Source organism: Paraburkholderia sp. UYCP14C (assembly GCF_004197395.1).
In the GTDB taxonomy this organism is placed as follows: Bacteria; Pseudomonadota; Gammaproteobacteria; order Burkholderiales; family Burkholderiaceae; genus Paraburkholderia.
In genome coordinates this window covers 12,064-25,942 of record NZ_SELS01000001.1, presented here as the reverse complement: position 1 = coordinate 25,942, position 13,879 = coordinate 12,064, and the positions used below count along the sequence as shown (strand labels likewise).

Annotated in this window: 11 protein-coding genes; 7 read left to right on the top strand and 4 right to left on the bottom strand. The window is 67.0% G+C overall.

All coding sequences use genetic code 11. The features are described from left to right. Window positions 1–103: 103 nt before the first annotated feature. Window positions 104–1,231 (bottom strand): AGE family epimerase/isomerase, encoded by a 1,128-nt coding sequence (locus EVC45_RS00085; RefSeq protein ID WP_129956010.1) that lies wholly within the window; start codon window positions 1,229–1,231, stop codon window positions 104–106. Between the two features lie 441 nt (window positions 1,232–1,672). Here EVC45_RS00085 and EVC45_RS00080 point away from each other — a divergent pair, with 441 nt between their 5' ends. The 6 genes from EVC45_RS00080 to EVC45_RS00060 all read left to right on the top strand — a co-directional run bounded on the left by EVC45_RS00080 (window position 1,673) and on the right by EVC45_RS00060 (window position 6,559). Next, entirely contained in the window at window positions 1,673–3,058 is a 1,386-nt protein-coding gene (locus tag EVC45_RS00080; protein WP_129956009.1) for a hypothetical protein, read from the top strand. Between the two features lie 162 nt (window positions 3,059–3,220). Further along, entirely contained in the window at window positions 3,221–3,379 is a 159-nt protein-coding gene (locus EVC45_RS45430) for a hypothetical protein (RefSeq protein WP_168991371.1), read from the top strand. Window positions 3,380–3,871: 492 nt separating this feature from the next. Beyond that, a complete protein-coding gene (locus EVC45_RS00075) occupies window positions 3,872–4,183 on the top strand; it encodes a hypothetical protein (protein WP_129956008.1) in 312 nt (103 codons plus the stop codon). 162 nt (window positions 4,184–4,345) lie between these two features. Next, complete coding sequence (locus EVC45_RS00070; protein ID WP_373682969.1) at window positions 4,346–5,272, top strand: 3-hydroxyacyl-CoA dehydrogenase family protein; 927 nt, start codon at window positions 4,346–4,348, stop codon at window positions 5,270–5,272. 121 nt (window positions 5,273–5,393) lie between these two features. Then, window positions 5,394–6,005 (top strand): flavin reductase family protein, encoded by a 612-nt coding sequence (locus EVC45_RS00065; RefSeq protein ID WP_129956007.1) that lies wholly within the window; start codon window positions 5,394–5,396, stop codon window positions 6,003–6,005. Between the two features lie 119 nt (window positions 6,006–6,124). Further along, window positions 6,125–6,559 (top strand): cupin domain-containing protein, encoded by a 435-nt coding sequence (locus tag EVC45_RS00060; protein ID WP_129956006.1) that lies wholly within the window; start codon window positions 6,125–6,127, stop codon window positions 6,557–6,559. A gap of 90 nt (window positions 6,560–6,649) precedes the next feature. On the opposite strand, the gene EVC45_RS00055 is transcribed toward EVC45_RS00060, so the two are convergent. After that, window positions 6,650–8,095 (bottom strand): polyhydroxyalkanoate depolymerase, encoded by a 1,446-nt coding sequence (locus tag EVC45_RS00055; protein WP_129956005.1) that lies wholly within the window; start codon window positions 8,093–8,095, stop codon window positions 6,650–6,652. A gap of 238 nt (window positions 8,096–8,333) precedes the next feature. On the opposite strand from EVC45_RS00055, the gene EVC45_RS00050 reads away from it, so the two are divergent. Next, the gene (locus EVC45_RS00050; RefSeq protein WP_129956004.1) at window positions 8,334–8,987 is read left to right on the top strand and encodes a glutathione S-transferase family protein; all 654 of its coding nucleotides are present in this window, start codon (window positions 8,334–8,336) and stop codon (window positions 8,985–8,987) included. Window positions 8,988–9,031: 44 nt separating this feature from the next. On the opposite strand, the gene EVC45_RS00045 is transcribed toward EVC45_RS00050, so the two are convergent. Both EVC45_RS00045 and EVC45_RS00040 read right to left on the bottom strand, forming a co-directional pair. Beyond that, window positions 9,032–11,005, bottom strand: a complete 1,974-nt coding sequence (locus EVC45_RS00045; protein WP_129956003.1) for a methyl-accepting chemotaxis protein — start codon at window positions 11,003–11,005, stop codon at window positions 9,032–9,034. Window positions 11,006–11,196: 191 nt separating this feature from the next. Further along, on the bottom strand, window positions 11,197–13,821 hold the full coding sequence (locus tag EVC45_RS00040) for a heavy metal translocating P-type ATPase (protein ID WP_129956002.1): 2,625 nt from the start codon (window positions 13,819–13,821) through the stop codon (window positions 11,197–11,199). Window positions 13,822–13,879 lie beyond the last annotated feature (58 nt).

Below are 13,879 nucleotides of genomic sequence, written 5' to 3'. Positions count from 1 at the left end.
TTCCTCTCGCCAAGCGGCGACGGATATTCGTCCATGCGCGCTGCTCTTTATTGAGATGATCAGGCGGTCAACGTCATCTATCGCTGTCCAAATTCGGCCAAGTTCATGCTCTCGATCCGGCGTCCACGGGCAACGCAGCATAGGCGGTGGCCAGATGATAAGGCGTGGTTGACGGCATGTCGGCGCGCGCGATGTCCCCGCTCGACGTCTTGCATTCGAACCAGCCGTGTTCATGCAAAAAGCATCGATGAAAACGCGCGATCTGTTGCGGCAGCGCCGCACGCACGGCCGGATCGTCGTGACAGGCAAGTGCGCGAAGGTATTCCGTCTGCGCCCAGATCCGCTGGGTCGAGTCGCTGACATTGCCGGCCTCGTCGAGCGATGCGCATACGCCGCCGTTGTCCGGGTCCACGCCATGCCGCTGCGCGAAGGCGAAGGCGCGCGCCAGCGCTTCGGCGAGCCCCGTGCCGTCGAACAGCGCGCCCGCCTGCCTGACCAGCCAGTACCACTCGAACTGATGTCCCGGCTCCAGACGGTTGTCGCTCGCGCCGATCGGCAATTCGGCGATGCAGCCGCTCGGCGCATGCACGAAGTGTCGCGCGACCGCGCCAGCGAGCCGGCGCAACGCGGCGCCGAAGACGTTGTCGCGGGTTGCTTCGCAGGCGGCGAGCCACGCTTCGGTCAGGTGCATCAGCGGATTTTGCAGCGGCGCGCCGATGACCTTCGAAAAGTCGACGTTGAGCGCGGCGTTGAACAGATCGCCGTCGGCCGCGAAGTTCGACTGAATCAGCGCGGTCGTGCTGTGCACGAGTTTCAGCGCGTCGTGGTTGTCTGAGCGCCGCGCATATTCCGCGCACGCGAACACGACGAACGCGTGCGTGTAGAGGTCCTTGGTCGTGTCGAGCGGCGCACCGAGCGCGTCGACGCTGTAGAACCATCCGCCGTGCTCGGCGTCCCGAAAGGTGTGCGTCAGCGACTCGAACAGCACGCGCGCGTGTTCCATGTCGCCCGCTTGCGCGAACGTGAACAACTGCCGCGCGCACGCCATCGCCCGGTAGCGTTGCGGGGGCAGCGTCTCGCCTCCGGTGGCGTCGAGCGCTTCGTAGGGCAGCTGCAACGCGTGGTTGAAGCCGGGCCCCCGCCACATCGGCAACACCACGCTCGCGAAGTGCTCGCGTAGCGCGGTCGCGACGGTGGTCGTCGAAGCAGGGGGAAGGGTCGTGCTTGGCATGGTCGGTTGGTTCGGGTGCGCAACGTGCGCGATGTATCTGTATCGAGGCAGCGCTCAGGGCGGCGGTTCATGATCACGCTCGCCGAGACCGCTGTGGTGTGCGGGCTAGCATAAAGCAAACGCCTCGCGCTGACACCTTGGGTCAAGCAGCTGAAATTCTCGACGGTTACGAGGGGTGGCACGCGCATCAGAGGCGCCAGGTGCAAGCGCCGCGTGGAATGTGCTACTCCAGCCGCGCACGTTAAACCACCGCTGCCGCTGATTTCAAATAAGGCGATGCGAGGTCGTGAAAGACGCAAGGGGCTCGAAAGCGCGCAAATCGTCGGGGAATGGCTTCGGCGCGGGCGGAGCGCCATGCGACAATGCTGGCTCTAAATATTCCAATGGCAATGACGAGCGGCATCCGGCGCCCCGTTCCCGGCGACGACCGCTTTTTCCTCTATGGCAGATTCCGCAGCATCCCCGCAGTCCAGGCCCCGGCGCGTCGCTTCGAAGAAGCAGCGCCAGGGCGCCGTCTCTACCGAAACCGAAAACAAGCTGGCGCGCGCAGCGCGCTCGGCGCAACGCCTCGCGCAACTGAGCGGCGTCGCGCGCGACGACAGCACCCTCGACCTGTTCCCCGACGATCCGACCCGTGCGACGCTCGAGGCGATGAACATCGACTTCCGCCAAGGCACGCTGCACGGCTTCGAATTGCCGGACGTGGTGTTGCAAGCGGTCGGCGCATTCGACGAACCCGTGGCGCTCGACAAGACTGCGCGCCGCGCACCGCGTGCAGCGAAGCTGGATGCGCCAATGCCGGTGAACGAGCAGTTGAGCGGGTTTGACGTCGAGCCGGTGCTGGCGGCTACGGATGCGCCCGCAAGCACGCCCGCGAACGACGCTCCCGACCATGCGGCGCCGAACGCCGAAGCAAATCCCGACGACAAGCCCATGGCGATGTCGCGTGAGCCGTCCGCGCCGCTCAGCTCGGCGATGGCCGCCGCGACTGTCGCGCGCAGCGTGACCGCATTGCGCCAGGCGGCCGAAGCGGAGTCGGCGGCGACGGTGGGCGCGGGCAAGCCGCAGCAGCGTTTCGCCGCGACCTTCGCGAAAGCCGCGACGGCATCGCGCGATGCGGCCGCGGCGGTAACTCCGGCTTCGCCTGCAACTCCGGCTTCGCCTGCAACTTCCGCTTTGACCGACGGCAGTAGCGCGACCCAGTCCGCCAGTGAGTCCGCGACGCGTACGCCGTCCGCGTCGCCGGAGGCTGTGACCGCAAAACAGGACGACAAGCCCGCCACCACCGCGCCCTTGACGACACCCCGCCCCGCATCTGCAGACAATCCCGCCGGATTCGCCGCTTCGTGGCGTGACGCGCGCCGCACCGACGGGGCCGCCGCTGCGCTGCGCTCGGAGCCGGAACTCGACCGTGCGCGCGCCACGGCGTTCGCCGATACCGTCGATGCGCTCTACGGCGTGATCGCCGATCAACGCCGCGCCGCGACCGATCATTCGCGGCGGGTGAAATGGATGCTGTCGATCGTGGTCGGTGCGCTGCTGGTGACCGTCGCGATCGGCATCGCGCAGACGCTGCTGCTGATGCGCCTCACGCGGGAGACGACGGCCCAGCAACAGCGGATCGAACAGATGATGCAGAACCAGCAGGCGGCGATGGTGAGCCTGCTCGACGCGCATACGGCGATGGCCGCGACGGCGAACGCTGCGTCGGTGCCCGCCGCGACGACCCAAGCGACGCTCCCCACGGCGCCCCTACAGACCGGCGCGACGCCGGCGCATGCGAGACACGCTCGCACTCCGCACAGTGGCCGGCCGCCCAATCGCTAAATCGGGGACGTTGTCGCGATACAACGTGCGACGGTCCCAAGAGAATGCGACAAGGCGCCACACCGAAAAATTGCTGCATTGCACTAGCTTTTTCCTAGGGAAAACCCTAGAATCATGGCTAAGGGAAAACCCTAGCAATGCAGTCACTAACCGGGAGTCGCCATGAGCTACATCTTTGCACTGTTCCAAAAGGTCAGCGACCTCTTTGCGTCGCCCCACCTGCCGCTGGATTCGGACTACTCGTACGCAGCGCGTGCGCGTGAAGCGGAGCGTGTGCGCCGCGCGCAGTCGACGCTGTTCGGCATCAAGCTGAGCGACTAACTCCAGCCGCACCGTCCAGGGCGCGCCACAACGCGCCGGGGCGCGCACCTCGGGTGCGCTGTTCATTGAGCCACTATTCGCGGAATGCGAATCGTGGCTTTTTGTTTTTTGGCGCGGCTATCGCGGCGCACCATTGCGGCGAAACGGGCTGTATTACCACTAGACCGAGCACCCGCCCGACTCCTTCCGAAATATTTCGGGCCCGAAATGAATGTAACCAGCTTTCGCGCTGATTCAGCGAGTCGAACCGGAGCGTCGCTTCGTAAGCCTTGTTGAACGAAGCTCGAAAGCGAAATCGCGCGGCTATCATCCGTCCCCATCTATGAAATGAGCCCTTACAAGTGCTCACGTCTTCATGCGATTCGGGCCGCTAAAGTGGGTCTCAAGCGTACGGCGTCTGGTTCGGCTCACGAGCGAAGCGAATGAAGCGAATCGCCCGACCCGAACAAACACGGACGCTGGCCTGGAATAAAACTTTGACGGGAGGTCATCATGAAAAACATCGGCAAGGCATCGCGCACGCTTATCGCAACGCTGCTCGCGGGCGGCGCACTCATCGCGGCCGGTAGCGCATCCGCGCAAGAGCGCGTGATCGTCGAGCACGGCCCGGGTCCGGTCGTGTACGGTCAACCGCACATGACGCCGGTCGGCGTGTCGATCAATATCGGCTGGCACGGCGAGCGTTACTGGGACGGCCACCGCTACTGGGAGCACGACGAGTGGATGCGCCATCATCCGCGTGACTATGATCCGCACCACCACGGCGACGGTCGCGACGATCACCGCCCGCCCCCGCGCTACTAATGCGCGCCTGACGGCGCCGCAACACGCCGCGTGAGTCCACGAAGCCGGTCTTCCCTCCAGGGGAAGGCCGGCTTCGTCGCATCTGGGCTTAAGAGTCCGACCGTGGTGTTGCGCGTGCTGCGCTATGCTTCAGGGCTTTCATTGACGGCAGCGGGAGCGCGTGTGGACAAGACACTGCGGGACATCACGATAGGGGTGGTGGGCACCGGACTGATGGGTGTCGGCATCGCGACGCAGGCCGCGTTGCATGGATACCGGACCATCGTTCACGACGTCGATCCGGCGCGGCTCGCGAGCGTCGCGCCGAAAGCGCAAGCCGTGCTCGACGAGCTGGTCGACGCGGGCCGTATCGATGATGCTGCCAAACAGGCGGCGCTCGCGCGCCTCGAAACGCATGCGCAACTCGACGCAGTCGCAGACGCGCGCTTCGTGATCGAGGCGATTCCCGAGGTGCTCGATCTCAAGCATCGCCTTTACGCGACACTGACCGGCCTGCTCGCCGACGATGCGATCCTCGCGAGCAATACCAGCGGCTTTCCGCCCGACCAGCTCGCCACGCCGCTGCGCGCGAAAGAGCGCTTCGTGATCGCGCATTTCTGGAACCCGCCGCACATGATTCCGCTCGTCGAAGTCGTGCCGGGCACCGAGACCGCGCCCGAAGTCGTACAGCAAACCGCCGGGCTGATGAGCGCAATCGGCATGGAGCCGGTCGTGCTCGCGAAGGCGATTCCGGGCTTCGTCGGCAATCGGCTGCAGTTCGCGGTGCTGCGCGAGGCGTTGCACATCGTGCGTTCGGGGGCGGCCACGCCAGAGGTCGTCGATCGTGTGATGAAGGCTTCGCTGGGACGCCGTTGGGGCATCGTCGGACCGTTCGAGGGCGCGGACATGGGCGGACTCGACACCTTCGTCGACATCGCGTCGCATCTGATGCCGCATCTCGCCAAGGACGAGGGCGTGATCGATCTGCTGCGCGCGCAGGTCGACGCGGGGCGTGTCGGCGAGCGCAGCGGCGCGGGTTTTCATGACTGGGACGAAGCGCGCGTCGCGCGCGTCAAGGAAGGCCGCAAGCGCGTGATCGGGCGCGGATAGTGCGGTATAAGTAGCCCCTCCGTGCCTGCTTCCCGGCCGCTTGTTGCGCTATCCGTCACACGGGTCACAAGCGAACCCGAGACAACCCCAAGTCAACCCCAAGTCAACCCCGAGCCACGTCATGTCCCACTACTTCTACGATCCCGCCGTCGGTCACGGCCTGCCGCACGATCCTTTCAAGGCGATCGTCGCGCCGCGGCTGATCGGCTGGATTTCGTCGCGCGATGCCGAAGGCACGCTCAATCTCGCGCCGTACAGCTTTTTCGGCGCGTTCGCGACCTTTCCGGCGATCATCGGTTTTAGCAGCGAGGGCCGCAAGGACAGCCTCGCCAACATCGAGGCGACCGGCGAGTTCGTGTGGAACCTCGCCACCCGGCCGCTCGCCGAGCAGATGAACCGCTCGTCGGCGCCGGTTGCGCCCCACGTCGACGAGTTCGCCCTGGCCGGCCTCACGCCCGCGCCGGGTCGCAACGTCGCGGTGCCGCACGTGGCCGAATCGCCGGCCGCGCTCGAATGCAAGCTGCTGCAGATCGTGCGTCTGCATGACGTCGACGGCAAGCCGATGGACAACTATCTGTCGCTCGGCCAGGTGGTCGGCGTGCACATCGACGACGCGTATCTGAAGGACGGCCTGTTCGACACGCACGCCGCGCAGCCGATCATGCGCGCGGGTTATCGCGCCGACTACGCGCAGATCGGCGAGATGTTCCAGATGATCCGGCCAACGGCCTGAGCCTGCCACGCACTCCACGCACTCCCTTCACCGATTGGCTCCACTGGCCTGCTTGATGCTTGCAACCGGCGCTCCACCGCGCCGGTATCGATGCCGGCTCACCTTCCTGGAGCGCGATCATGTCCACCGCATTCGCCACGCAATTCAGCCATATCCGTCCGCAGGACACGTCGTACGTGGATCAGGGCTTGCGCGACTTTTTCCTTTACCGCGATCTGGGGATCGCCGAGGCGACCGGCGGCAAGGTGCTTGCGCAACTCGTCAAGGCGAATCACGCACCAGAGCAAGGCACCGGCTGGCACCGTCATGAGGCCGATTTCCACATCGTGATCATGCTGAAGGGCTGGGCGCGCTTCATGTACGGCGACAAGGAGACGCTCGTCGCGGCCGGCGATTGCGTGCATCAGGCGCCGGGCATCGTCCACTATCTGTTCGACTATTCGGAAGACATGGAGTATCTGGAGATCGTGTCGCCGGCCGATTTCAGATCGATCGACGCCGAGCCGCCATGCGAGGTGCCCGCTCCGACGCCGTGGCGTGACGCGACGGTTTGAAGAAGGCCCCGCGGCTCGCCAAAAACTCATAGGGAGGCGATATCTGTCGCGGCCCGCGCGTCGAGACGGAGTGAGTCGCGCGGACATTGCTCAGGATGTCGCGGGCGGCTGTCTACGTGTGGACTCAGCGGGCGTTTGCGCCGCCGGGTCGCTGCTGCCGTTGGTGCCCCCGGTCCCACCCACGGGTGCATCCACTTCCACCCCGACGACCGCGGCCGCGACCGGCGCGGCCGCCGTGACTTCGGCCGCGGTCGCCGCCGGCACCGGCTGGATCGGACGCGCGCGCGAATTGACGAGCACCGCGCGTGGTTCGTTGTCGTAAATCACCGCCCGCACGCGCGGATAAATGTGCTGCTCCCAGCGACGCCCGCTGAACACGCCGTAGTGGCCGACGCCCGTTTGCACATGATGCGTCTTCAGATACGGCCGCAGACGATCGCACATGTCCTGGGCGGCGAGCGTCTGACCGACCGCGCAGATATCGTCCTTTTCGCCTTCCACGGTCAGCAATGCGGTGCGCCGAATCTTCGACGGCTCCACCAGACGCCCTTCGACTTCGAGCGCGCGTAACGGCAGCGCATGCTGCTGAAAGACCGTGTCGACCGTTTCCAGGTAGAAGTCGGCGGTCAGATCCATCGTCGCGAAGTATTCTTCATAGAAGGTGCGAATCGTGTCGGCCTTCTGCGGATCGCCCTTGCCGCGCTCGTAGTACATCGTTTCGAACGAGTCGGCGTGGCGGCCCGGATTCATCGCCATGAACGCGGTCAGTTGCATGAAGCCCGGATACACGCGACGCTGCGCGCCGGCGAAGCCGAACGGCACCGCGCTGATCAGGTTGCGCTCGAACCACTCGATCGGCCGGCTTTTGGCCAGTTCGTTGACGCGCGTCGGATTGATGCGCGTGTCGATGGGGCCGGCCATCAGCGTCATGCTGGCCGGCTGCGCGGGATGATCGTCGGCGGCCATCAGCGCGACGGCGGCGAGCGCCGCCACGGTCGGCTGGCAGACCGCGAGCAGATGCGTGCCGGAACCGATCTCCGCGGTGAAGTCGATCACGTGTCGCACGAATTCGTCGAAGCCGAAGCGGCCATCGCTGAGCGGCACGTCGCGCGGGTTATGCCAGTCGGTGATATAGACGTCGTGCTCGGTCAGCATCGTGCGCACGGTTGCGCGCAGCAGCGTGGCGAAGTGGCCGGACATGGGCGCGATCATCAGCACGCGCGGCTGCGGCGTCGACAGCACGGCGTCCTTACGAAAGTGCAGCAGCGAGCAGAACGGCGTGCGCGCGACGACTTCCTCGACCACCGCGACCGGCTCGCCTTCCGCGACGACGCTGTCGATGCCGAACGGCGGCCGCTTCGGCGTAAGCCCGCCGAGCACCAGCAGTTCGCAGGCTGCGCGCAGCGAGCGTCCGTGCGATGTCTGCGCGAACGCGGACCACGTATCGAGCGAGTGGTTCGCCAGCGCCGCGCCGTGCCGCATTGGTAGCAACATGTCGGCACAGGCCTGATAGGCGGGATAGGCGAACAGATTCATACTTTCACACGAATGCACCACAAACAAAGGAGCCCGAATAAAAGCAAGTGATGCGCCAGGCGCTTGCACCCGTTGCCCCGCATGTCGCCTCACGTCGCCGCATGTGCTGGCGCATCGGCATATCCCTTGCATGCGAAGGCGAAATGGGCCGGTCTTGCCGCGCTTTGGTGCGCGCACGCACGGTGGCGTGCATGGGCCGGCCAGGCGCGCCGTGATGCCCGATCTGGAGGAGACCCGTATGGGGAATACTACGCTTACGATTAGCAGCAGGAATTATTCTTCGTGGTCGCTGCGCGGCTGGCTGCTGACGAAGTTCAGCGGCTTGCCGTTCGAAGAGATCGTGGTGCCGATCGACGACCCCGCCACGCGCGCCGAACTACTGTTACTGTCGCCGTCCATTCTGGTGCCGTGCCTCGTGCACGACGACGTGAAGGTCTGGGACACGCTGGCGATCGCCGAATATCTGAACGAGCTGAAGCCGCAGGCCGCGCTGTTGCCGCACGAGATCCGCGCCCGCGCGCATTGCCGCTCCATCTGCGGCGAGATGCATTCGGGGTTCGCGTCGTTGCGCTCGGCGTTGCCGATGAACCTGAAGGCGCATTTCCCGGGCTTCAAGGTGTGGGCGCGCGCGCAATCGGATATCGAGCGGATCGTGACGATCTGGCGTGAATGTCTGAACGAATATGGCGGCCCGTTCCTGTTCGGCGAGCGGACCGCGGCGGACGCGATGTACGCGCCGGTGGTCACGCGTTTCGTGACCTATGACGTGCAACTCGATCCGGATATCGTCGAATACGGACAGCGCATCATGGCGCTGCCCGAAATGCGCGAGTGGATCGCGCTCGCGCGTCAGGAGGTGGAGGAAATCGACGAACTGGACGTCGAGTTCTGAGCGCGGCGGGCGTCGTCCGTCGCCGTCCACATCGAGCAGATCCGTTAGCCGCGCTCGCCTTCGAGCTTGAACACGCTGACCAGTTGCGCGAGCCGCGCAGCCTGCTCGCGCAACTCGGCCGCCGCGGCCTCCGCAGCGCCGACGATCGTCGCATTCTGCTGCGTCGCCTCGCCGATCTGCGTGACCGCCAGGTTGACCTGCTCGATGCCGCCCGACTGCTCGCGCGACGCGACGTTGATCTCGCTCATGATCGCGCGGACCTGACCGACCTGAGTGACGATGCCCTGCATTGTCGCGCTCGCCTCTTCGGCGATGCGAAAGCCGCTGTCGACGTTCGCGCTCGACGCCGCGATCACCCCCTCGATCTCCTTCACCGCCGCCGCGCTGCGCTGCGCGAGCGCGCGCACTTCCGACGCGACGACCGCGAAGCCCTTGCCGTGCTCGCCCGCGCGCGCCGCTTCGACGGCTGCGTTCAACGCCAGGATGTTGGTCTGGAAGGCGATGCCCTCGATCACCGTCGTGATCTCGGCGATCTTCTGCGACGAGCGGCCGATCTCGCCCATCGTCGACACCACGCGCTCGACCGCGCGGCCGCCTTCGAGCGCGGCGTCGGCGGCGTGCGTGACGAGTGTGTTGGCCTCGGTCGCGTGATCGGCGTTCTGCTGCACGGTCGACGTGATCTGCTCCATGCTCGCGGCGGTTTCCTCGAGGCTGCTCGCCTGGGTCGCGATGCGCAGCGCGATGTTGCCGCTGCCGGCGGCGATTTTCTCGGTGCCCGCCGACATGTCGGCCGACGCGTTGCGTACCTGCGCGACGATGCGCGCGAGGCCTTCGCCGATGCCGTCGATCGCCTGCATCAGGCGGCCGATCTCGTCGGCGCGCGCGCGTCCGTGCCGCGCGACGCGCACGCTCAGATCGCCCGCGGCGAGACGCTCGGACGCGCGCGCGGCTTCGTCGAGCGGACGGCTGACGAGTCGCCGCACCGCGACGAGGAACACGATCGCGAACAGACCGACCAGCGCTAAGCCGAGCAGCAGGAATTCGTTGCGAGTGCGCACGACGTCGGCCATCACTTCGTCGCGCGGCGCGACGCCGCCGACGAGCCACTGCCACTCCGGCACCGTCACGAACGACACGAACTTGTCGCGCGCGTCGCCCTCGTTGAGCGTCGCGTCGGCCGAGCGGTAGTCGAACTCACCCTGCTTCATGTCGAGCATGCGCTGATACGGCGCGTCCGCGTCGTCGGCTTTCTGGCCCGCGGCGGCCGGATGCACGAGCAGCTTGCCGCGCTCCGCGCCGCTCGACGCGTCGAGCACGAAGTAGTAGCCGCTCGCGCCGATCTTCAGCGAGCGGATGCCGTCCTGGACCGACTGGATCTCCTTGTCCACGTCGACGCCGACGAACAGCGCACCGATCACGCGACCGCTCGCGTCGGCGATCGGCCGGTACTGCGTGATCATGCGCTTGCCGAACAGCGCGGCGAGGCCGGTGTACGAGCGGTTCGCGAGCAATGGCGCATACGCCGGCCCCTTGCGGTCGAGCAGCGTGCCGACCGCGCGGGTGCCGTCCTGCTTCTTCAGCGACGTGGTCACGCGCACGAAATCGTCGCCGCTGCGCGCAAAAACGGTCGCGACCGCGCCGCTGCGTTCGAGGAACTGGTCGGGAATCGTGAAGTCGAGGTTCAGCACCTTGTCGCCGGCTTTGAAAGTCGGTGTGGCGGTGCCGCCGATGTCGACTTTCTGCGTGTCGTCGAGCGAGAAGTCGGTGGGCAGGAAGCTCGCGAATAGCGCCATCGACCGATCGACCTCGGCCGACAGCGCCTTGTCGAACAACGCGATCATCGCGGCGATCGAGCGGTCTTTTTCGGCGATGCGCGCGAGCACCTGGTCGCGCACCTGGTCGCCGGCGACACGGGCGAGCGCCCACGCGAAGGTGCTGAAAATCACCGCGACCAGCACGCACGAGAGCACGGCAAGCCGTGCGCCGACGCTGGCGCGGCGCGAGAAGAGAGAGTTCATGGGCAGGCGTGAAAAGGGGACGGGCGATGCGCGTCGGGCGTGGCCGCGAACGGCATCGATTTACTGGTTTACGGCGCGGGAGGCGAGGGGCTTTAGGATGAGAGAAAGCAGTTCGTAATAAACCGAAGGGGGCCACAATGGGCCCCCAACGGAAGGACGACGCGAAATGCGGGAAAGTATTGTTGCGCGGCTCAGCGCTCCGGATCAACGGTTCTTCCGGGCGCGCTTCGCCACGTCCTCAGCAGCAGTGCATTGGTGACCACACTGACGCTCGAAAACGCCATCGCCGCGCCCGCGAGCATGGGATTGAGCAGGCCGAACGCGGCCAGCGGAATGCCGATCAGGTTGTACACGAAGGCCCAGAACAGGTTCTGCTGGATCTTGCGCCAGGTTCTGCGCGAGATGTCGATCGCATCGGCGACGAGCGCCGGGTCGCCGCGCATCAGCGTGATGCCGGCGGCGTGCATGGCGACGTCGGTGCCGGTCGCCATCGCGATGCCGATGTCGGCGGCGGCGAGCGCCGGCGCGTCGTTGATGCCGTCGCCCGCCATCGCGACGATGCCGGCGTGGCGCATCTTCAGGTCGCGGATTACGCGGGCCTTGTCGTCGGGCAGCACTTCGGCGTGGAATTCGTCGATGCCGAGCGCCCGCGCGACGCTCGCCGCGCTGCCGTGGTTGTCGCCGGTCACGAGCACGCTGCGGATGCCCATCCGCGCGAGCCGCGCGACGGCCGCGCGCGCGGTCGGCTTCACCGTGTCGCCGAAGCCGATCAGCGCGAGCGCTTCGGGGGCATGCGGCGCACGCGACATCAGCCACGACACCGTGTTGCCCGCCGATTCGAGTTGGTTGGCGCTGTCGGCGAGCGCGGGCGGCAGGGCAATGCCGAGCTCGCGCAGCCAACGTGTGCTGCCGAGGGCGAGGGTGCGGCCGTCGACGTCGGCTTCGACGCCCCGGCCGGCGACTGCGCGAGCGGCGCTGGCGTGTGGGCCGCCCTTGTCGGCGCCGCGCATTTGCCCGAGCTGAGCCTCGTGCGCGCGCACCACCGCCCGCGCCAGCGGATGTTCGCTATGCCGTTGCACCGCCGCCGCGAGCGCGAGCGCTTCGTCGCGGCTCACGCCGCCGACCGGCTCGAACGCCGTGACCGAGGGCTGGCCGAGCGTCAGCGTGCCGGTTTTGTCGAACGCGACGATCGACACGCGATGCGCGATTTCCAGCGCTTCGGCATCCTTGATCAGCACCCCGTGGCGCGCGGCGACGCCGGTGCCGGCCATGATCGCGGCGGGCGTCGCGAGTCCGAGCGCGCACGGGCAGGCGATCACCAGCACCGCGACCGCGTTCAGGATCGCGGTTTCCGCGCCCGCGCCGGCGATGAGCCAGCCGATCAGCGTCAGCGCGGCGAGCGCGAGAATGGCCGGCACGAAGACTTCGCTGACGCGGTCGACGAGGCGCTGGATCGGCGCCTTCTCGGCTTGCGCGCTTTCGACGAGCCGGATGATGCGCGCGAGCGTCGTTTCGGCGCCGATCGCGGTGGTCGTCACCACGAGCGCGCCTTCGCCGTTGATCGAGCCGGCCGTGACGGCGTCGCCGGTTTGCTTCGGCACCGGCAGGCTTTCGCCCGTGATCAGCGCTTCGTCGATATGCGTGCGGCCTTCGAGCACCGCGCCGTCGACCGGCACGCGCTCGCCCGGCCGCACGACCACGACGGTGCCGACGCGCACCTGCGCGAGCGGCACCTCGCGTTCGCCAGCGCTGTCGCGGATCCGCGCGCGCTCGGGGCGCAGCGCGTTGAGCGCGCGGATCGCGTCGGTGGTCTGGCGCTTCGCGCGCGCTTCGAGCCATTTGCCGAAGCGCACCAACGTGATCACGACCGCCGATGCCTCGAAGTACAGATGCATCGTGTCGCCCGGATGCGTCGCGAGTTCGTAGACGCTGATGCCGTACGCGGCCGAGGTGCCTAGCGCGACCAACAGGTCCATGTTGCCCGCGCCAGCGCGCACCGCGCGCCAGGCGGCGCGATAGAAGCGCGCGCCGAACACGAACTGCACGATCGACGCGAGCACGAACTGCGGCCACGCCGGCAGCATCGCGTGGAGGCCGAACCATTCGCCGAACATCGGTGCGACGAGCGGCAGCGTCAACAGCGCGGATGCGACGACGCTCGCGAGGTCGCGGCGGGTTTGAATCTGCTTGCGGTCGACGGCGGGGGCGGGCGGCGTGGCGACGGTGTCGTCGACGTCGGCGGTCGCGGCGTTGGCTGCCGTCGCTTCGGCTGGAGCGGCTGGAGCGGGCGGCGCGCTCAGCGTCGCTTCATAGCCGGCTTTCCTGACGGCGGCGATCAGCGCGCCGGGATCGGCGGATGCGGAGCTTTGCGGGTATACGGTGGCGGTTTCGGTCGCCAGATTGACCGACGCGCGCTCGACGCCGGGCACCTTTGCGAGCGCTTTTTCGACGCGCAACGCGCAGCCCGCGCAGGTCATGCCGCCGATCTCCAGTTCGGTGGTTGGCGGCGTGGCGGCGGGTGCCGCGGTTTGCGCGGCAATCTCGGCAGTTGCAACCGGCGTTGCTTCGTAGCCGGCTTTGCGCACGGCATCGGCCAGTTGCTGCGGGCCGAGCGTCGCGTCGCTTTCCACGCGGGCGCGCTCGGTCGCCAGATTCACCGACGCGCGCGCCACCCCCGGCAGTTTGGTCAGCGCCTTTTCGACGCGGCTCGCGCACGACGCGCACGTCATCCCGCCAATGTCGAGTTCGACGACGCGCGTAAGTGGCGAGGAGGCAGCAGCGTCGGCGGGGCGCTGCGGGTTGGCAAGGTCGGTCATGGCAAGGCTCGTAGCGGCATTGGGCCGCGTCATCAATCCAGTATCGACCTTCCAATGA